This is a genomic window from Achromobacter sp. Marseille-Q4962 (assembly GCF_943737005.1).
GTDB lineage: Bacteria > Pseudomonadota > Gammaproteobacteria > Burkholderiales > Burkholderiaceae_B > Achromobacter.
Genome location: NZ_CALSFU010000013.1, coordinates 138,768 through 158,503, shown reverse-complemented (window position 1 = coordinate 158,503; position 19,736 = coordinate 138,768). Strand labels below are relative to the sequence as shown.

General features: G+C 63.1%; 20 protein-coding genes. All 20 read right to left on the bottom strand.

Annotation, left to right across the window (positions count from 1 at the left end; translation table 11 throughout):
- Nucleotides 1–696, bottom strand: coding sequence for a VirB8 family type IV secretion system protein (locus NGJ44_RS13520; RefSeq protein ID WP_053243660.1), 696 nt, complete (start codon nucleotides 694–696; stop codon nucleotides 1–3).
- A gap of 661 nt (nucleotides 697–1,357) precedes the next feature.
- Nucleotides 1,358–2,176, bottom strand: coding sequence for a TrbL/VirB6 family protein (locus tag NGJ44_RS13515; protein WP_251864233.1), 819 nt, complete (start codon nucleotides 2,174–2,176; stop codon nucleotides 1,358–1,360).
- 71 nt (nucleotides 2,177–2,247) lie between these two features.
- On the bottom strand, nucleotides 2,248–2,973 hold the full coding sequence (virB5, locus tag NGJ44_RS13510) for a P-type DNA transfer protein VirB5 (RefSeq protein WP_251864232.1): 726 nt from the start codon (nucleotides 2,971–2,973) through the stop codon (nucleotides 2,248–2,250).
- A gap of 2 nt (nucleotides 2,974–2,975) precedes the next feature.
- Complete coding sequence (locus NGJ44_RS13505) at nucleotides 2,976–5,423, bottom strand: VirB4 family type IV secretion/conjugal transfer ATPase (protein WP_251864231.1); 2,448 nt, start codon at nucleotides 5,421–5,423, stop codon at nucleotides 2,976–2,978.
- Nucleotides 5,420–5,824, bottom strand: a complete 405-nt coding sequence (locus NGJ44_RS13500) for a VirB3 family type IV secretion system protein (RefSeq protein WP_053243771.1) — start codon at nucleotides 5,822–5,824, stop codon at nucleotides 5,420–5,422. Before NGJ44_RS13500 ends, NGJ44_RS13505 begins: the two co-directional genes overlap by 4 nt.
- Nucleotides 5,825–5,826: 2 nt before the next feature.
- The gene (locus tag NGJ44_RS13495) at nucleotides 5,827–6,129 is read right to left on the bottom strand and encodes a TrbC/VirB2 family protein (protein ID WP_053243770.1); all 303 of its coding nucleotides are present in this window, start codon (nucleotides 6,127–6,129) and stop codon (nucleotides 5,827–5,829) included.
- 142 nt (nucleotides 6,130–6,271) lie between these two features.
- Nucleotides 6,272–6,964: a lytic transglycosylase domain-containing protein gene (locus NGJ44_RS13490; RefSeq protein ID WP_251864230.1), complete on the bottom strand. Its 693-nt coding sequence runs from the start codon at nucleotides 6,962–6,964 to the stop codon at nucleotides 6,272–6,274.
- Nucleotides 6,965–6,966: 2 nt separating this feature from the next.
- Complete coding sequence (locus NGJ44_RS13485; RefSeq protein ID WP_053243768.1) at nucleotides 6,967–7,602, bottom strand: TrbM/KikA/MpfK family conjugal transfer protein; 636 nt, start codon at nucleotides 7,600–7,602, stop codon at nucleotides 6,967–6,969.
- Between the two features lie 10 nt (nucleotides 7,603–7,612).
- Nucleotides 7,613–8,464, bottom strand: coding sequence for a hypothetical protein (locus NGJ44_RS13480; RefSeq protein ID WP_251864229.1), 852 nt, complete (start codon nucleotides 8,462–8,464; stop codon nucleotides 7,613–7,615).
- Between the two features lie 26 nt (nucleotides 8,465–8,490).
- Nucleotides 8,491–9,699, bottom strand: a complete 1,209-nt coding sequence (locus NGJ44_RS13475) for a hypothetical protein (RefSeq protein ID WP_251864227.1) — start codon at nucleotides 9,697–9,699, stop codon at nucleotides 8,491–8,493.
- Between the two features lie 48 nt (nucleotides 9,700–9,747).
- A complete protein-coding gene (locus NGJ44_RS13470) occupies nucleotides 9,748–10,245 on the bottom strand; it encodes a hypothetical protein (protein ID WP_235488645.1) in 498 nt (165 codons plus the stop codon).
- A gap of 67 nt (nucleotides 10,246–10,312) precedes the next feature.
- Nucleotides 10,313–10,981 (bottom strand): type 4 pilus major pilin, encoded by a 669-nt coding sequence (locus tag NGJ44_RS13465; protein WP_082308190.1) that lies wholly within the window; start codon nucleotides 10,979–10,981, stop codon nucleotides 10,313–10,315.
- Between the two features lie 101 nt (nucleotides 10,982–11,082).
- Nucleotides 11,083–12,183 (bottom strand): general secretion pathway protein, encoded by a 1,101-nt coding sequence (locus NGJ44_RS13460; protein ID WP_251864226.1) that lies wholly within the window; start codon nucleotides 12,181–12,183, stop codon nucleotides 11,083–11,085.
- The gene (locus NGJ44_RS13455) at nucleotides 12,180–13,973 is read right to left on the bottom strand and encodes an ATPase, T2SS/T4P/T4SS family (RefSeq protein WP_251864225.1); all 1,794 of its coding nucleotides are present in this window, start codon (nucleotides 13,971–13,973) and stop codon (nucleotides 12,180–12,182) included. The genes NGJ44_RS13460 and NGJ44_RS13455 overlap by 4 nt, the downstream gene beginning before the upstream one ends.
- Entirely contained in the window at nucleotides 13,970–14,533 is a 564-nt protein-coding gene (locus tag NGJ44_RS13450) for a hypothetical protein (RefSeq protein ID WP_053243762.1), read from the bottom strand. The genes NGJ44_RS13455 and NGJ44_RS13450 overlap by 4 nt, the downstream gene beginning before the upstream one ends.
- Nucleotides 14,517–15,860, bottom strand: a complete 1,344-nt coding sequence (locus tag NGJ44_RS13445; protein WP_053243761.1) for a type IV pilus inner membrane component PilO — start codon at nucleotides 15,858–15,860, stop codon at nucleotides 14,517–14,519. The genes NGJ44_RS13450 and NGJ44_RS13445 overlap by 17 nt, the downstream gene beginning before the upstream one ends.
- A gap of 2 nt (nucleotides 15,861–15,862) precedes the next feature.
- The gene (locus tag NGJ44_RS13440; protein ID WP_251864224.1) at nucleotides 15,863–17,578 is read right to left on the bottom strand and encodes a secretin GspD/PilQ domain-containing protein; all 1,716 of its coding nucleotides are present in this window, start codon (nucleotides 17,576–17,578) and stop codon (nucleotides 15,863–15,865) included.
- A 28-nt stretch (nucleotides 17,579–17,606) separates the two neighbouring features.
- Nucleotides 17,607–18,431: a toxin co-regulated pilus biosynthesis Q family protein gene (locus NGJ44_RS13435; protein ID WP_251864223.1), complete on the bottom strand. Its 825-nt coding sequence runs from the start codon at nucleotides 18,429–18,431 to the stop codon at nucleotides 17,607–17,609.
- Nucleotides 18,432–18,470: 39 nt separating this feature from the next.
- Complete coding sequence (locus NGJ44_RS13430; protein WP_235488640.1) at nucleotides 18,471–18,824, bottom strand: hypothetical protein; 354 nt, start codon at nucleotides 18,822–18,824, stop codon at nucleotides 18,471–18,473.
- Nucleotides 18,808–19,098, bottom strand: coding sequence for a hypothetical protein (locus NGJ44_RS13425; RefSeq protein WP_152967943.1), 291 nt, complete (start codon nucleotides 19,096–19,098; stop codon nucleotides 18,808–18,810). Before NGJ44_RS13425 ends, NGJ44_RS13430 begins: the two co-directional genes overlap by 17 nt.
- Nucleotides 19,099–19,736 lie beyond the last annotated feature (638 nt).

Below are 19,736 nucleotides of genomic sequence, written 5' to 3'. Positions count from 1 at the left end.
TTACCTCAGTGTTTCGACGTCGGTGGTGTAGGTGATGACCTGGAAGCCCAGGGGATTCTCGCGGCGTACGCTCTCTGTCATCGGGGCGTTGACATATCGATAGGCGAGCGTGGCCACCAATTGCTCCGGCGCTGGCGACACGTCGGAGCCTTCCAGTTTTCGAGTGAAGCGCACGGTGGCGCTGCGATTGGGGCCGAGTGTGATGCTGCGAACACTCACGATGATGCGTGTGTGCTTCCCGTAGCGTTTGTCCAGTGCCTCTTGGCCCGTCTTCGGGTTGTCCTGGAACTTGGCGAAGTAGGCGCGCTGCACGTCGGGCGCGCTGAACAGGCCACAGCGGTCGTAGGCGTTCTGGATGGTGTTCCAGTCGTAGCTTTCGCATGCCAGGACGTACTGCTGAATGAAATACCTGTCCATTCGCTCGCCGTAGTCCTCCTTGCCGTTGCCCAGCTGCGTGACGTGCTCGATTTCGCCTGTGGCATCGTTGACGCGTACGACGTAGGGCAGCGGGGGTTTCTGGAAAGGGAAGATGGAGGCGAGCGCTCCGGCGGAAAGGATGGCAATGACGAAAGAGCCTACCGCGACGCGCCAAGCAGCGCGCCTCGACGTGAGCAGCTCGGTCAGCAGATCCCGTTCGAGTCCTCGGGTGCGCTCCAATTCCTGCTGGAGCGAAAGCTTCGGGTCATCGGCGGCCATGGCAACCTCCCAGCCAACTGAAAAGCGGGGCGGGCGGACGTACGAACCGTACGGACGAAATAGGGCGAGCCGCGCCAAGCGCGGCCACGTAGGCGTGCTTCATCGATTCTCCGTAGAGAAGAAAAAGGGGGGTTAGATCAGGGGAGCCCGGCTAGCACCGAGCGGAAATAGAAAGGCACAGCGAATGCTGTGCCCTGAAGAGAAGTTCCAACAATACACATCCGGCGAGCGATCAATGAACGCTGGCCGGACGATGGATCACCAGCCGCGATTCCGACGCCGCTCCTCCTCGTATTCAGCATCTCTTTCTCTCTGTCGGCGTGCGTACCATTCCTCTACGGCACGACGCCGCTCCTCCTCGTATTCAGCATCCGTGAGCGGCGGGGGCAGTAAGAGTTTGCTCGGCCATTTGAAAAACATGTACCACAGAGGCCGGATGATCCACGTCCAGGTTGCTCGGGCGAGGCTCACCCACTGCCAGGCGGTTACAGGCTGCTCGGCGGACACGCCATGAAGCGTGGAGCCGGTCGCGACATGCTCACCCACGAGGGGCTGTTGCGAGAGGGGCTTGCCCAGAGGAGTAAGTGGAGCCATTAGAGAACCTCATCAATTCATCGGTTCAGCAATCAGAAGGCGTAACCGCACCAATGGTAAGTGTATGTTACCCCAACTTGCCTAGAAAGGGCACAGATGTTCCGCTGCCGTTACCTCCGGTGATCGCACGTGCGACGTCAGCCACCTGAGCCATCATGTGCTTCGCGCACAGTCCGAACAATACGATGGCTGTCAACATGGAGAAAACATTGATCTGGTCCGCTTTCGTGAGATCAAGCAGTCCCTTCTGCAACATGCCGAACATACCCATGATGAACATGAAGATCAACAAGAATAGGCCGGCGTAAATTGCATAGAACATGGCCTGGCGCAGCCACCCTTTGAAGAAGTCTCGCGTCGGCTCGAACAGCAGGGCCAGGATGCATAACGGCCCGAGCACCACGACTATGCCCATGCCCACCTTTACGGTGATCAGCACAATCATCCCGACGGCGCTCATGAATGCCGAGATGATCGCGATGAGCAATGCGATGACCCAGAAGCCAAAGGCTCTGCCGATGTTGCCAACGCCAGAAGGCGCACGATCCTGAATGCGGGTGCCAATCTCAGCGCCCTTGTTGGCCGCCTCGTCCATCATCTCTGAAGGCGTTTTCTGAGAGCCAGTGAACAGCTGTGCAACGGATGACGGCAGATCCAACATGACGCCAGCGATCTGTTGTTGATACAGACCGCCAGCACCAGCAATGCCGACGATTACTCCTATAGTGGCGACACGCCGAGCAGCCTCCAATACTGGCGTCTGAATGGCCCCCGTCATGATGAGCCAACCGTACCAGATGAGCGAGATGGACAAGCCGACGGCAACGACCGGCATAATCTTCTCGGTAATCGAGGCCACCATTGGCGTCACAACGCCGGTCAGCATGGTGGTTACCGATTCGTCAACCCAGTTGGCAATGCCCCCCAAGCTTGTAAGGGTGACCGAAGACCCAGCCATTAGCGTACTCCCGGCAGCGGCGCGTGGATCGCGTCGATGCTAAGAGAACTCGCAGCGATTTTTTCGGCCTGAGCCTCCAGCAGAGCCTTTTCCGCTTCGAGCTGACGCTGCAACATGTCTGCGCGGGTTTGGTCCACCTGCACATTCGCCTGTTCAACCATCAGGCGGGCCTGCAGGTCGGCGATGGCCTTCGGATCCTGCGTCATGTTGATCTGCGCCTGCAGCTGGTTGATCTGTTGCATACGGGCCGTCATGCCCTTCTGGATCTGTTCGCTCATGGCTTGGCTGCGCAGCGCCAGCTGCTCTGCACGGTTGTCGAGATTCTTGCGGTCGGTCTCGTAGTTGCCTGTGAGGCGTTCCTCTCGCTCGATGCGCCGCAGGATAGCTTCGAAATCTCCGCTCTCGGCTTGGCGCAGGATCACCCGGGCATCGACTGGAAGCGCGGAGCGGATGGCCGGGTTGTTCAGAATATCGCCCAGGTTGCGTACGCCAGTGATCGACTCGAGCTGCCGCCGCTGGTTGTCGAGTTGATCCTTGAGCACCCCAATCTGCTCGGCATACTTGAGCATAGTTTCCGCATGCTTGACCGCACGATCGGCGATGCTGGCACCGTCGACCACGGGAATGCCGCCGCTGGCGTGCGTTGCCGTCGTTGCATTGAAAAGCATGGCTGACGCGAGGGAGAAGGCGGCGTAGCGCCGCCAAGGTTGCTTAGCACGGTACATGGTTAGCTCCTTGTCGCCTCTCGGGCGAGCGTGAGGTAATGGGGCAGCCAGACTTCGGGGTCGGGCCCGTACTTTGCGATGGCCCCCTCCGCCAGCTCGGCCATGTCTGCCGAGCCGGAGAACACCAGCAGGGAATCGGGGCACGTGGACAGGTCGAGTTCCGCGGTCACCGTGGAATCGCCCTGCTTGATCAGACACTGGCGACTGAATTCGCCCAATTTCTGCACCAGCTTGAACGCGGCGGGACTCAGCTTGAAATCGTTGATGTACTCCGCCTCGGACGCTTTCGGGTTGGGCAGAAAGATCTGCGTTGCCGATTGCTGAATCATCGAGCGGCCGACGGGATTGCCGCTGATCGCCTCCGGCTCTTGTGTGGCGAACACGAAGACGCCGTTCTGTTTGCGGATCGTGCGGCTCTTGTTCTGCATGAAGTCTTGGAAGTACGGCACCTTGAGCGGGTGCTGAACCTCATCGAAGAAGTACGCAAAGCGCCGACCGTCGATCATGTTCTCGGTCCGATGAAGCAGATAGGTGATGGCCGCGTCGCGAATTTCGCCATGGTCGAGAAACTCGGTCAAGTCGAAGCCGAAGAGATCCGTGCGTGACAGATCGAGCTCATCGGTCTCATTGTCGAGGAGCCAGCCGTTCTCATAGCCTGTGCACCACCGTTGCAGCCGCTCGCGCAGGCTGAGCGAGGCTCCCTCGGACGGGGCTGACGGGAGGAACTGGAGCAGGGTCGACAATCGTCGCTGCGGCTGTTCGATATACTCCACCAGCTTGTGTACTGCAGCCTCGATCTGCTTCTGTTCAGCCATTGTCGGCGGTTCTCCCCCATCGGCCGCCAGCTGGCGAGTCAAGTTCACCATGAAGGCCGTGTTCGTTTTGGTGGGCTCGAGTTGCAGGTAGTTCCAGCCGGTCGGCAGGCCCAGCTGCATCGAAAAATACTTCCCGCCCATGGCCATCACGGCGACCTGCAAGCCACGATCTTTGTCGAAGATCGCGCCCGTGTAGTTGAACTTGCGAGCCTGCGAAATGAGATGGCCGAGGAGGACAGTCTTGCCTGTTCCGGACTGACCGATGATCGACGTATTGCCCAAGCGGCGTTTACCCGTCTCATCAACTTCCGCGAGCGATGCGTGGAAGTTCATGTAATAGGGAGTACCGCCTGTGGTCTTCAGCATCGTCACCGCCGGTCCCCAGGGGTTGCCCGCCGGCTTGCCGAACAGGTAGTTGTGCATCGAGGAGAAGCACAAGTAGTTCAGCGAGGTGATGGGGGCAGGGCGTGGGCGCCATTTCCAGTTGCCCGGCAGTTGAGCGGCCCAAGCCGCGATGAGCGCGCGGTCGACCAGGCGGACCACCACTTCGTCATTGGCGAGTGCGCCGCTCAGCTCGGCGGCGGCGCGTAGCGTGCGTTCGCTATCCTCGCCGAAAACTTGCAGGGTGGCATGGTGGTCGCCCATGACGAACTTGCCGGCGGCCAGGTCGTCTCGCGCCGTCTTGAGATCATTGATCTGCGAAGTGGAATAGTCGCCCGAGTCTTGTAGCCACTTGATCTGGCGCGACAGCGCTTTCAGGCCCTCGGCCTTCGACATGGAGCCGAAGGACTGCGACAGCACGAATTCGTGCGGCTGATTCAGCAGGCAGTTCAGATGGCCAGGCTTGGTGCTATTGCAGTACTCGCGGATTTCCAGCATCACGTAACGACGCGTCCAGTCGGGGCCTCGCATTTCTGCCTGCTCCCCGTGGGTGGAGAAGAATTGGCGGCTGACCGGCAGATAGTTGTAAAGGCGAGCGTCGACGACGGGGACGGGTGACATCTTGCCGTTGAGCAAGAGCCCGAAGAACTCCGCCGGCTCCGAGAAATGCCCGACGCGGCGGTTGCCGGCCTCATCGGGCGGTGTGGCCCGATTCACGATGGTGAGCAGTTCTGGGCCATAACGCTTGAGCGAGGAGCTCAGCTTGCGGTTGATGTCATCGAGCTGGTCGATGGCCTGCGTTTGCCACGCCAGGGCGTCACGGGCTGTGCGACGTTCGAACTTTGAGAGCAGCTGCAGCGCGGGATCGATCTGCGGCCGAATGATGATCGTCAGATACATCTCATTGATCATCGGCGGCTTGCCATCGAAAACCTTGCGGTAGGCGGCGTCGTGAGCGCGTGAGAACGCGTCGGGGTAGTTGCTTTCCGGGTATTCGGAGACACGACGCCGAACCAAATGCGTCCAGAGGCCGAAGCCACTCGGCCACCCACGGAGAACGTTGTTCAGCTCCTCGATCCAGGCCTTTTGCTCGGCTTCGGAGTAACCTTCGAAGGTGCGTCCGTCGATGCGCCAGGTCGACAGATATTCCCAATCACGAGTGGCAATGATGGATTCGGTGACATGGTGCGAAAATGGAACATACTTGCTGACTGCCGGCTCTTTAGCGGGCAGCGCCGGAGCGTGGTGGGTCATTGATTACGATCTCCCAGCTGCCGGCACCAACGCCGGCGCTTGCCGTATGGGGTGGGGGTCAGGGAAACGGCGCCCCAGTGCCGTTTGTTGGGTGCAAAGAGCTTGGTCTTTGCCCAGAGCTCCCAAATCCAGAACGCGCGATCGTCATTTCGGCTGAGCACAGCCACGACCGGGTACAGGACAGGTCCGAGCAGCCAGCCCCAGAGGGTGAACATGGCGACCGAGACGGTCAGGAAGACCAGGCCAACAAAGGCTCGGGTCGGAACGCCGCCCTTGATGGTGGCTATGCGGGTGGCTCCCTTGAACAGTGGGTACTGATTCGGTGGAACGCTCGACGCTGTGGCAGGCGTCTCGGGCGCGGCCCCACCGCGCTGGCGCGACGCCTTTTCAGGGGCGCTCATATTCAGAAGATCAGCTTGATGAGGCCGCCGGCGAGAGCGCCGGCAAACACAACGCCGCCAGCCCACTGGATCAGCTGGTCTTTGCGGATGACCTCCGCGGAGTAAGCGAGGCCCAGGGCGCCGGCGATGATCAACGCAATTACCGGAATGACGAGCCAGAGCCAGTCTCTGAAGTTCTCCGCGGCTGCCTGCACCTTTTCGAGCTGGGCGAAAGCCAGGTCCGGGTGGACAAGCAGGAGCGCGCCCAACGCGAAGTAGGGGAGCAGGGCAAAGGGACGCGAGGAACGTTGCGACGTGGTCGACATTGGAATCTCCAATAGCTATTCGCCACCCAGCACGTGAGTGCGGGCGGCAATGTGGTAGAAGAAGGGAGCCGCGAGCCTGCGGGGGCAGAACGGCGAGAGAACAAGGAAGGAGGCGTTTAGCGGCTAAACGCCCTGGGCGCCGCTATTGCGGGCGCGCGGCCGGTCGCATGGGGACTGGTGCCCCGAAGACGGCATCCGCTCGCCTGTTGAAAGCGTCTTTTCGAGGTGACGTGAAGGCGTCAGCGCGCGGAGTGTGAAAGGCGTCGGGCCGAGGCGCAGCGAAGGCATCGGGCCGAGGTGCCATGGAGGCATCCTGACGCTTCACCCCGCTGGTGGCGGGCGGCCGGGCGGCTCCCGCGACCTGCTTGACAATCGCAGGAACGGGCATACCCGCGCCCGCGATGACCTTGGCGACGTATCCATTCTTGAATCCATCGGTCAGGTTTCCGGTGTTGTAACAACTGAACGCGGCGTACAGGGCCGGTTGCCCTGGTCCGTGCAACGCCGCGGCGCGCCTGTAGCACTCCACGAGCACGCGCTGTGCGGAGGCCAGGTTTACGCACGGGTCGAAGATGGTTTCGGGCGTTACGCCGAGCCATTGCCAGTTGCGCACGTTGATCTGGCCATAGCCCACGTCGAAGTTGACGCCCCGGTCCATCAGCTTTCGGACCTCCGCAATCGCCTCCTCGCGAGACTTCGGCCGAATGCTGCGATGCGGCTTGCTGTTGACGCCGATGACCAATGGGTTGAAGGCGGATTCATGGCGCACGACGGCGGCCAAGGTGCTGATATGGACGTCAGGTGCGCACTGGCGGGCCAGTGCAGGAAAATCCATCGTCAGTTTCCTCCGCCGTAGTTCTCGCGCGCAGCCTTCTTGGCGGCCTGGTCGCGTTGGTACTTCGCCAGAGCGCGGTCATAGTCCTTCGCCTCGGCCCAAAAGCCGTCCTCCTCCGGCGTGCCGACGTAGCGAGGCATATCGCCGCGCAGGTCGGTGTACTCATGGAGGATGTACGCGGAGCAGTAGGACGGCAGCTTGTCGGAGATGACCGTGCGGTCGTAACCGGCATCGCCGCCCTGACCATAGGTGTAGGCCAGGGTTCGATTCAGCGTTTTCGCGTCGCACTGACCAGCGCCGTGGGCAAGCGCCTTTGCCAATCCCTGCATCGCGCTAGATTCCCGGACTACCGGGCAAAGCGCGAGGAATGCCTGCCGAGCGTCCAGTGTGTCAGAGAGCTTCTTCTTCTTGATGCCGAAGAAGTGGGATAGGGAAGCGCCGCACTCGGACGGGCGGCTACTGCCGGACAGACACAGCAATGCTTCGCATGCGAGGCGCACGTCGCCGGTAAGAAGGGAAGTGTCGATGTCTACCGAAGGCGGCAACTGGACTGAGACGCCGCTGGCCATCGCAGGCGCGAACCCTGGCATGAGCGTCAGCACGAAAAACGCCAGAAGGCGCTTGAGTCGGATGGACATGGTGGAGCTCCTATAGGCAGAGGTTGTAGGAATTGGTCGCCACCACGCGCTTGCCCTCGCGGGTCTCGGTTGTGGCCGAGCATCCGTCGACGGCTATGACGTTCACGACCCGGGTGGCCGACTCGCACATGTCGGCGTCGCCGCCGGTCGAGTTGTCGCAGCTGCCAGTCAGCTCCGCGGTCTTGCCGCCGTTGGAGAGCTGGCAGTGCCCTGCATAGCCATTCGTCACCGACTGGCCGGGCGAGGCGATCGAGCCGCTCCAGATAGTGCCGGTGGAGTTGCCGCTTCCGGCGGTGGAGCCGATCGCCCACAGGCATGTCAGCGTGGCGGCGGGCCGATACAGCGTGACGCCATACATCGTCCCGTAGTTCACCTGCATCCCCTTCCAGATCTGCTTGTGCGTGCTGGAGGAGATTGCGGTGCCCTTGAAGTTGTTGGTGCCGGAGTATTCGGCCCCCCGAGCTTTGGCGATGACGGTGTCTACGACCCCGGCGCCGCGCGGCGCTTGGCAGTTTTGCTGCCAGGGCCCCCAGTCCTCATGGGCGACGTCTGCGGGATTGGCTTGCAGAATGTACGCGGTGCGATAGCGCACCTGCGTTCCCACGTATCCGTCAGGGCATTGAGTCGTCTCGCTCTGGGTTTCGGCGCGCCTGCAGCCGCCATAGACGGTGTGCCAGGAATATCCGGCGATGCAGCCGCCCGGGGGCAGAGGGGCGCCCTGGTTCACCTGTACGGACATGTGTTGCAGGTCGGTCTGCAGCTGCACATCGGCCTGAGTTTGGGCATGGGCCAGCGCTGCGAGCGCCAGGCCGACAAGGGCGAGCGCACGCGCGCCCCAGCACGCGATGGTGCGGAACTTCATGGTTATCTCCTGTTGAAAGGTGGGCGTTAGCTCTTGCAGCCTTGCATGACAGCGGCACGCGCGTTCGCGTCGGCTGGCGTGATGATGACGCGGTCACCCGAGAGCGTCGCGGTTTGGGCCACCCGCACGTAGCTGGACCCTGCATTCTGGAAGGTGCCGGAGAACGAGCCGTTCACCGTGACAGCGCCAGCAGCATTGACATAGCCGGAACCCTGAATCGTGCCGCCCACTGAGCCCGCAACATTCACGTCAGATCCCGTGACGGTGGCGCCAAGCCCCTGCAGGGAGACATAGCGCCAGGGGGTTAGGCCAGCCGGGCAGACCAGAGACGGCACCTTCGCGTTGTTCGGCAAGTTGGGGTACACGCCGGTTACCACATGGCCTGTGGCGGAGAACCAGGCACCATTCACGCAGACGGCCAGCATCTTGTCGGCCGTCGAGGCGTACAGCCCCTCGGGTGTGCAGGCCGCACCAGGCGTGACCGCTGTGTTGAGGAGCAGCCCTTGGTTTGTCTGGATTGTCCTGTCCACCGTCAGCGTGTTTTGCAGCGTGACGGGCCGTGTTTCCCCGTGCCGGACGAATTGGGCAAACGGCGTGGCATCCAGACCTGCGGCGACGACCGCATGTCCTACTTCGGTGCCGAAGTCAAACCACGTGCGCGGCACATTGACCAATGGGCCGACCACCTGTGTGCCGCCGCGCGCGTCGTGGCCACCATATCCGTCGGCGGACATCATGACCTTGGCCAACAGCGTCGGCGAATAACGCGCGCGTGAGCCTGCCGGAGCCGTGCAGCCACCGGGTTGCCGTTGACTGCGCTGCGCGCTTATCGGGTGACATGTATAGACATAGGCTGTCGTTCGGCAGTCGGCGCCGGGGCACGTGCCCTGCCGCACAAGGGCGAACCGCACCGCGTCGCCCAGCGCCGGATAGCGTGGTGTGTTAGCCGGCAGGACGCCAAGCTCGACCAATTCGGGGACGCCACCGCGCGCGACTTGGCCGCCAGCGACTCCCACCCAGGACAGATTCTCCGGGACGCCGTCGCCGCCAGTAATGTTCTCGTTGCTGAGCCAGGACTGATACTTCACCTGCAGGTCGACAACCGCGCCACGCACTTGGAGCATGTAGCGTCCAGTGCTGGCCGCAGCGTTGTCGTCGACGGCACGGCTGATCTCGCCTGCTCCAAATATGGCCGCGAATATGGCGACCACGATTGTGATGATGACGGGAATCAAGGCATTTCCTTCGTTTGACGGGTCGGACTTAGCTGATCTGGGCCGGTCCTATAGCTGTCTGTCCAAGAAGTGGGCTGGAGCTTGTTTAGCTGGAGCTTGTTTATCGAGATGAGCGATCTCAATCTTGAGCCAACCAGGCACGTTGGCCCGGGAAACAGAGCCGAGTTCTCGCGCTTCGTCTTGTAGGTGTTGGTAGGCGGTCACGTCGATGGGGTCATATTGGGCCAGCAGGTTGTCCAGGAGCGATACATACGTCCAGGGACGCTTGCTCCAGTGCAAAGCAACCCGATGAGCCACCACGCCAGCGAGCAGGACGAGGCCGTAGAAAGCAATGAGAAACGCGGTGCTGGGCGTGCTGTCGACCGCCAAGTGCGACAGGCCGACCATTCCCACCACGACGGCAAACGCGACGAGGCGGGCGAAATCTTCCCGAGGCGACGACAGAACTCGGAACACGGAGCTCTTGTGATAGACGCGCAAGATTCGTGTCAACTGACGGCGTCTGCGCTTGAATTGCGCCATGTGAGCACGAGTAGATTGGGACATCGATCTGGTTCCTTTGGTAGGCGCTTCACCGCGTCGTGGACGCGGTGAAGCGCATTCGGTCACGGGCTTACCGCGAGGCGAAGACGAACGTGTTGGAGTCGCCCTTCTCGCACAGAGCTTGCGCGGTCGCCGGGTCAAAGGTGCCGGGTTCGTTGTTGCTGCCCAGCGTCTTGGCTGCCGTTCCATTTACGGAGATGGTTTCGGACACCGCGGCCAACGTTGAGGCGAGCGTCGGGCACGCCTTTGCATTGACGTTGGTGAGGGTGAGCGAGAAGGCGCTACCCATCGCGCCGCCGCCCAAAGCGGCCGGGGCTAGCGTGATGGTGCCGTTGCTGCCGGTGCCGGATCCACCCAGACGGTGGGCCACAGTGGTGGTCGACACCTTGAAAACAGAGGAGCCTTGCAGCGCCGGAATCAGGTTGTCGACGGTGGTGATGTTGGCGTAGGGCGTGACGTTATCGGATTCTCCAAGAACTTTCGTTCGCGCCATGAACCGCTGCAGCTCGCCGGCGACGGCGGGTACACGCATTTCGGTCACGATGCCGTTGACAGCCGGAACACCGAAGACGAGCGCCAGCAGCGTAATCGCGACGACGATGACCACTTCGGCCAGGCTGAATTGGCCCAGTTGGCGGTAGGCTGCCGGGTTGCGACGCGCGAGGTTCGAGTTGAGCCGGTAGACGCTCGACGTGGCGAGTTTCGGGCGCGGGTGTTGCGATTGGGAAGATGCATTCATGCAAGACACTCCATTGCGGGAGATAGAAATACGAAAACCCCGATTCAGCGGGGTTCGGTGGAGGGGGTAGCGTTTTCGGGAAGGCCCGCAGGCACGCCGGCCTAGAAAGCGCCGAGCAACATGGCGCTGCGCAAGTCGAAGATGACGGCATAGTGCCAGGCGAGGAAGCCCAGCAGCGCGGCCACGGATATGAGCAGCAGAACCCAGCGGATGACGACCGCTCGGTGCTCGATGCGGCGGAGCATGGAGCGCTCCAGCCGCGCTCGGGTCTTCTGCAGCGCCACGTCCAGACCCAGCGCATCGGTCAGATCCTGGAGATACCAATAACTTTCGCGATCCAGCAGCCCCACGTCGAGAATCGAGGCGCCATCGGTGGAATCATCGAGTTTGGCGATCATTGCCTGCAGTCGAGCGTTGAGCCAACGGGAAGCGCCGGCGCGCTGGGCGTTGATTGCCTCGCGCAGTGGCACGGAAACGCCAGCGCGTCGCTTCAATGCCGTTGCCAGCGAGCTGACAACAGCTACAGCCTGGATATCACGGTACAAGCGGTATACCCCCCAGGTGTCGAGCCATCGTCGGATCCTGCCGTCCCAGTGCGGAAAGGACAGAGGCAGAGCGATGACAAGTCCCGCCGACAGGAGCCACAAGATGATGCCGTGTTCTCGAACCCACTCCGCATAAGCGAAGAACGACCGTGCAAACGGTCCGTAGAACCGTTGATCCACGGGCGGGAAGGCCGCCAGCAGTTCTGGCGCCGACACATAGGGAACCACGACCATGGCCACGAGCCAGAACACGATCAGCGAAACCACACCGGCCAGCAGTGTCCACTTGAGAATATCGGCGAGGGTTCTTGTCAGGCGTACCAGCGCGGCGATGTCCCGCAGGCCTTCGACGAGAATGGCATCCCCTCTGTGCTGAAGTGCCGCGAGTTCAGCGACTTCCCGCTGCGGCAGCGTGCCCAGGGTCGCCTGTCCAAGCTCGCCGCCATCGGCCAGATTGAACGCCCAGCGCGCAGACAGGAAGCCGCGGGCCGTTCGCGGACCGTAGCGGCGGGCGTCAGCTTCGAACATGCGCAGCAGGGTCCGCTGTCCGGCACTGTCCGCGATCATGTCCGCGAGGTAGTCGTACCAGTCCGCTCGATGCTTAGCGAACTGATTGGCTGCCAGCTTTACGCGCAGCCGCCCAAGGAGAGATCTCATGGCGCCTTTTCCATGTCCAGGGTGGCGAAGGCCACAAAATGCTGCTCGAGGTCGCGCGGATCGATGGCCCCCTGGCTCATCTTGTAAACGGCGCATTCCATTGCGGTCTTGCCATGCATGTTGGGATCGTCGTAGGCCGCGGTGCGTTGCGCCTGGAAAATCTGCAGCAGCCGCAGTTCATCTCCGTGCGAAATGGCGCGCAGGGCCTCGGGATCCACGCCCGGCTCGAAGATCTCGGCCACAACCGTCCGACCGGCATAGCCATACAGCTCTGGAATCGCCTTTTGCCGGCAATGCGCGCAGCCTTCAGGGTTCCGTATGCGAATGCTGTCGTGGCCGATCCGGTAGAGTCGCTCTATGCGAGCCATGTATCGTCTCCACCAATCTCCCGACCGTTGCACCCCGATGGGGTCCGCCGCTCCCGAGAAAAGGGCGTTTGCCGGCAACGCGCACTCGCACAGCACCGGCAGGAGCGTTTGGTGAGCCAGAAGCTTCAGGAAGCGGGGGGATCCGAGTACATCCCAAGGTATGCCGATCTGCACGGATGCCAAGCGCTGCGGGATGCTGAGCGCACCGCCCACGTGCAGCGTCGTATAGCAACTCGATCCGGCCTGGGTGATGTCCTGAAATGCCTGGCCAGTCAGCGTGTCCCGGATTTCCCCGAGGAACACGTCGCTTGCGGCGGCCCTCTTGAGCGCCATCAGCTTGGCCTGAAATGCTTCCTTGTCTGCGTCGGTGTGGCTGCGGGACAGGCTGGCCTGTAGTGCGCCGGGGAACCGCTGTTCGGCCGGATCTTCGATGGACATTTTCTTGCGAGTGGGGGGCAGTCGCACGATCAGCTGACCGATGGTGGTCGTTTTGCCGGAGCCCGGTACGCCGCCTATGACGATGGCGCCACCCAGGCTCTGCATCGCCCGCTCGAGCTGTTCGACCTGCGACGGCAGGAATCCGAGGCTGGCGAAATCGACCGATTCGACCTTGGCATCGAGGTCAAGGGCGCGGATGGTAATGGACGGTCCGGTGTCAGCGACGAACGATCCCCAGCGCAACAGGTAATTGCGGTCATCGATCACCTCGTAGAATCGTCCCTGCTGCTCGACCTTGGTGCTGAACACCGCACCATTGCCGCCGGAGACGTCTTGCCAGCCTACGTGGGCCATTTCCAGCATCCGATCGGTGGGCATCACGAGATGGGCCGGCGTGACGTACTGACCGTCGATCGTCGCGCTCACCTTGGACAGCGTGCTCGTCATGTCGATGTTCAAGTGGAGGTCGCTGGCGCCGTTGCGAATTTGCCAGGCGATCAAGTCGTGAAGGCCAGTGCGGACTGCGGACCGACCGCCTTCGGTCACCAGCTTGGCAGCGAGGTCTTTGGCTCCCAATCGCTCGCGCACGAGGGTGAGGAGCACGACGGGTGCCACCGTGTAGATGACGACACCACGGCCGTGCCGGTCGGCATGTTTGGCACGTTCCAGCACGGCCCGGAAGATATCGGAATCCAGTTGGCCGCGCTTAACGAATACGGCGTACTGGTCACCCTCCAGCTCGGCGACGCAGGCAATGATCGCGGCGTCGGGACCGGACCAGTCGACCTTGAGCGCCCGGAAACGCGGATGCAGATCTGCGATGTCCTTCATCGTGCCCAGGTCGCCGCGCGGCTCATCGGGCGGGCGAACGTCCGGGTCTGCGGGGTCGTGAATCAAAGGCGTTTCGGCTTCGGCGGTGGTAGGGCTGCCTTCGGCCAGCAGGCGCGGGGCCAGCTGGCGGAACCATTCAACCAGCGATCTCATGGGTGAACCTCGTTCAAGCACACGGAAATCTGCGTCTGCTTTTCGGTTTCGTGACGGTTGTCAATGAAGATGGCGCACGGGGTTGCGATCTTCACCAGGCGCAGGCCTGGATCGTGGCCCATGGCCGGAAGGCGCTGGCCGGCTCGGTACATTACGTCGCGACCATCGACGTCGACGATGGCCGAGATACTTCCGCCCACGCCGACGATGCCCTTGAGGCGCGCCGCCCGTGGCCGCGGCTTCGGCGGCTCGACAGGCTCACTGGCGTCGCCGGGATTGGAATCAGGAGCTGCTGTCGTCACCTGCAGTTGGTTCGTGGCGGAGACGCTGGCTCTGGTGCTGGCGGCATGGCCCTGGGCAAGCCGCTCATTGGCCAGAGCCCGTCGTGCGTCTTCCTCCAGCAGCTCCCGGACCAGGTGCGCCGGCGGCGCCGGCGGCGGGGCCGGAACGACCTGCAGGTTGATGGATTCAGCGGAGGTGGTCATCGGCAGAACAGGGGCAGCCAGCAGCCCGAAGACCGCTGACAGGCGGACGAATCCCGAACTAACGGGGTTGAACATAAAGAACTCCTTCGAGCGTGGCAGCAAAGCTGCTCGCGGTGAGCTTGGGCTGCGTGTCCGGCTGGTAACGCACCTGCAACTGTGTCAGCGCGGTGCTATCGGGCAGCGCGAGGCCATAGAACGAGCGCAACGGTGCATTGATCGTGAAGCTGCGCATGGCCGGGACCGTCATGTCCGCAGGCAGTGGTACGGGCTGTTCCAGGCCATTGGGTAACTGGATGTTGGGCACCCGGATCGGCACGGCCTTCGGGGGGTCGAGCTTCACATCCTGCAGCGCGGGACTGAGGGCCTGCCAGCTGGGAATCCAGATGCGGTCCAGATCACCGGCGACGGGCACTGCGGCCAGCGCCAAGGGCTTGGTGGTTCTTGTCTCATCCATGGGCCAGCTGGCCTTGGCCGTGCCCAGTGTGGGGAAGGACACCTTCCAGGAGACAGGCAGCGCGGCCCTGAGCGAGTTGTTATCTGCCAGCAGGCCTCGCACGTACTCGGCGGAGCACGAGCCCGCAGCAGGCTGGCAGGACGCTTCGGCCAATTGCCACCGCCCCGGGTTCACGGGGACATCCGCCACCGCGTTCAACAGGCGGTTCAGGCCGGCCTCTCCATCCGCTTTGGTGCTTCGCGCCCAGCTGTCCAGCGCCTGCTTCCAAAGCGCATGCGCATCGACTGCGGTACGCATCGCTTCAAGCCGCTGACGTTCTTGGGCCTGTTTCTCTTGCCACCAGGTCTGGACGGTGTCCCACGCGACATACGCGAGGATCAATCCGAACACGACCCACCACATGGGCGAAATCATGGACAGCCGGAATGCCGCTCTGCGCAACGACGATTGTGTGTTGGCTTGGCTTGCCAGCTGATTGAACTGGAAGGGTGCAGCACCCGGTCGGTCCGTGCCGTGCAGGACGGCGTCCCGGTAACGCTGCAGTAGACCTTCCAGCGCCTGATTCGCCGCATCGGCATCCGGCAGTATCCGGTCGCCGCCTGTCTGTACCGTGCCATCGACGGCGACGGTGATCCAGAAGCCGCCCTGCGGCAGTTCGGCGAACGCGATGTGCGTGCCGTGCCTGTACAGTTGGGCGAAGGCAGCGGCCGCCGAGTACAGGCGGGTTTTTGCCTTGGCCCGACGGTCGCGGCCCTGGGCGATCAGCAGGCCGACCACGAGGCTGCGCGGACCCGCCTGCGTGAAATGGGTGGCGCCGGCCTGGTGCGCGGCCTTCATGGCCGCGGCGGTGAGATCCTGGCCCAGCACCGCCTGCCAGCTCATGCCGACCACGAGCGCATTGTGCGTGCCGGCGATGGGGATGGTTTGATAGCGCTGTTGCCTTGCCACGATCAATATCCTTCTTCGGGAATGGCAGTCATCAGAAGCAGCGTGATCTGCTTCTTATCCTGCGCGGCGTCCGATCCCCCGAGGGCGATCGGCGCTTTGTCGTCCAATCGGCGGCGCGTGCTGGTGCCGGCGGACTGCTCGAACCCACCGATGAGGGCCGGCTGTCCAGGGCGAAGCTCAACCTGCTGGATCGCGCCCTGACCGCCGATGTTGGCCTGCTGCACGAAGGAGGGGTAATCCGGCGAGCCGAATTCCAGCTTCTGCAGTGCGCCGATCATCCGTGTGTCGTCGTACGAGACGGTGAGCTGCACGCGACCATCATCCTGGGCGTTCGGCACCACCGTGAGGAAGGTGCCAACTGTCTTCTCGTCCTGGGTAACGCTTACGGTCGGGCCCGACGCGTCCGAGTAGCTCTGTGTCTGCTGCAGATCCTTCACGTATGGAATGTTCTGCCGCACCGCCACAGTGGCGGGTCGGAGATTGGAGGCCAGAATCGGAATGCTCGTGTGCCGCACGACCGTGCCCATCTCATTCAGCGCACTCATGAGCAGCTTGGATCCGGCAAACGGTCCACTTCCCACAGTGCCTCCGAGGGAGCCGGCCGCTTTGGTGCCGTCCAGCAGGGCACCAGGCGCGTCGCCCGCCGCAGCGTTTCCTCGGCCCAGGCTGTTGTAAATCAGGTGCCAGTCCAGGGCTGCCTGGCTGGTCTGGTCGAGTTGGACCGTGATTTCCTCGAACAGCATCCGCACGCTGCGCGACATGATTCGGTTCTCGGCTTCCAGGAATTGGGCCACGGCATCGAGTGCGTCCTTCGTGTCGGTGACGACGATGCTGTTGGCCGCGCCGGCGGCCGCTTTGACCACCCCGGCCCGCGTCAGGTACTGGCTCACCTTCGTCAACACCGCTTCGGCCGGCGGTGTTTGCCCTGCGGTCGAGTATTTCGACCGGTTCTGCGAGGCGAACTGTCCATCATTGCCTTGCGAGCCGCTCTTGCCGGACAGGCCCAATTCAAGGCTGGTCTCCCCGGTCAGCTCCAGGGCCTTGACGTAAAACGTGCGCGTTTCGGTTCGGTAAAACCGGATCGCACCGACCTTGTCGTCATAGCGCCAGTAGACGCCCAGGCGCAGCGCGACGGAGTCCAGGATTGTGGAGAGCGGGGCCTTGCCTGCCGGCAAGGGCTCCATCTTCGTGCGTGCCACCCCCGGGGGCAGAGCGGGGCCGGCGATGCGGTCCACGCCGGTCTCGGGGACCAGGGCAGGAACGAGCGTGTCGGCGGTGGCCGGGGCGAGCTCGCGGGCAGTGATCGCCATCTGGTCGGAGCCAAGGCGCGGCAGGAAGTACTCCCGCGGCAGCAACGCATCAGGCGCGACTTGGGTCGGGATGCCGGTGGCGAGCTGGATCCGTTCAGCCAGGGTGCTCAGGTCGGTGGCGCCGCCTTCGAACAGCAGGGTGGTGTTGACGTTGGCACGCAGTGCGGGCGGCAAGGAGACTTCCCGGGCCAGCGGTTGGGGCCGGCCTGCAACCCAGGGAAGGTCGACGGTCTGGCCTTTGGCGCGCTCCGGGTCACGCACCTGCTCCCTGAACGCATCGAGTTTCTCGTAGCTGCTGGAGCGGGCGGAATCCGCGCGCTCGGCGATGCGATCGGTGGCCTGGAGGGCGGAGCAGCCGGCTAGCACGAGAAGCGCGAGCGAGGCCGCCACTTTGCGATAAGCGGTCATTGGGGATTCCTGTTTTGGGGGGCCGCGCTCAGGGTTGCAGCGTTGCGGCTGGGGCGCGGTTGCAGCTGCGGGTGAACGGGATTACACGCAGCACGCGATTGGCATAGAAACATGGCCGCACGGGCGATTCGGTCATGGCAATGGCCTGCGAAAGCGCCTGGGTGGCTTCCTGGAACGATTCGGCTTCGAACTCTGCCGGTGCCTGGATGGGAAGGTCGAAGTTGAGTTCCCACTGATCGGGACCGAAGGTCCAACCCGCCTTGGCCGCCCAGCGCGTCAGAGCCTGGCGAACCGTGCCGTCATCGGGACTGAGGTGCCAGACCTCCTTGACGACGATCGGTTGCGGTGCGGGCTCCGGTGCCGAAGGCGGCGCCGGCGTGCTGTCGGCACTCGTCGGAAGGCTCGCCAGGGCGTCTGTCGTCGGAACGAGAGCAGAGCTGGCCACGATGGGCGCGTTCGTTTCAGCCATCGGTTGGACGGCGTCGGTCGGCGTGGTGGCGAGTGCTTTGTCGGAGGTCGCAGGAGCGGCGGCCGGCGTATGCGGTTTGGGCGGTGCCGGCGGCACAGGGATCGCAGGGGGCTGCGGCTTGCCGGAGACGGGTGTGGAAGCCGCCGGCACAGGCGAGGTGGCCGATGGACTCGCCTGGGCGGTCTGGTCGAGCGCAATCTTGACCGGCTCGGCAGGTGCGGGGGCCGAGGCGAACTTGTCCGCGTCCTGCGTCTTGCGCGGATCGCCGTGATTAATGGCCACCCGATTGCTGTCGTCGGGCATCGGAGGGGCCGGCGGCACAAAACCGCAGGCCGAGAGAAGGCAGGCCACCGTGAAGGCGGTGGCCAGAATTTTGGCTTGCATGATTACTCCAGGGATATGTCGGCCGGACTGGCCAGGCGGTTATTCCGGCAGCTCCTGGTGCCGGTCAGGGGTCCAAGGGCGGACGCCCTGGCGTTCGAGTTCGGCGTGGACAGCTCGCAGATCGCCCGGCGCGGCTGCGCGGCGTGCCAGCAGCAGAAGCTCCGTGAGAATCGGTGCCGTGCCGGCGCGTTCAGGCTGGGCCGCGTCTGGCCCTGCATCCAGCAGGGTCAGCCGGAGCTGCGCCACCTGGTCCGCGACCGTGTCTTCAGTTTCCAGCCGAGCTCGTAGATACTGCGACAGGCTCATGCCTGAGTGTTTGGCGGCTGCCTCGTACCGGCGATGAGCATCGGCAGACAGGCGAAAAGTTACCGGGCATTCAAGCAGTTGCCGCATGGAATCGGCCCTCCTCCACGACGATATGTCCGATGGCCTCGGCGAATGCCCGGTGAAACGCCGCCCGGCGGATCCGGTACTCCACCTGGCTGTCTTTGCGACCGGCGCAGTGCTCCCGGAAACGCTCGTCCCGGAACTGAGCGGCCGTCAGCTCGGTTTCCGTCTGGAACCAGAGCCGGGCGGCGTGCCGGGCGGCGCGGGCGGTGGAGGGGAATTCATAGGGCGCGTCAAAGCTGCGGGGCGCGCGCGCGCCCGCCACGTGTGGATGCCTCATGGGAAAATCCTGGGTTGCCCGCGGGGGGGCAGGAATGCCGCCAGGGGAGCGGCCGGCGTTGGGAAGGGGTGTGCAGCGTTGCTGCTGTGTTATCCACGGGGCGCGAAGAGCGCGCCGCCGAAGTTTTGATTCAGACGGTTACGGGCATGCCAAGGGTGTCACTCGTGACTACGCGACTGTGTGGACAAATCAACGGGACCAAACTCGGCGGGCTACGCCAGAGAACGCAACCGTGCTTGAGCGTTCCTAGCTTGCACCACTGCACCGCCGGCTCGCCGTTGAGCTCCGTGTGGAGGTATGCGTATCGGGTCGGATACGGTTTGCGTTGCATATGTGGCATGATTCATGGTATTTAAATTTTAGGCTATTGATTTTGTTTTAGAATTTGCTCCCACCGTCTCCGCCAAATACGGATGCCGCGTTGAACCGCGATGTCTCAAAACCCGCAGCAGCTAACGCTCTGCGGGTTTTTCTTTGCCTCACGTTGTCCCCGCTCCTTCCTGGATAACTCACCATATCGGCCGGTACTCTTGCAGGCGCTTCGGGGGAACCCGCTCACATTCCTGGAAAGTGCCTGCGGAGCTGGCGCGGGCCGGGTAGCGCCCAGGACAGCCTGTCCGTTCATCGCAAGCCCTGCC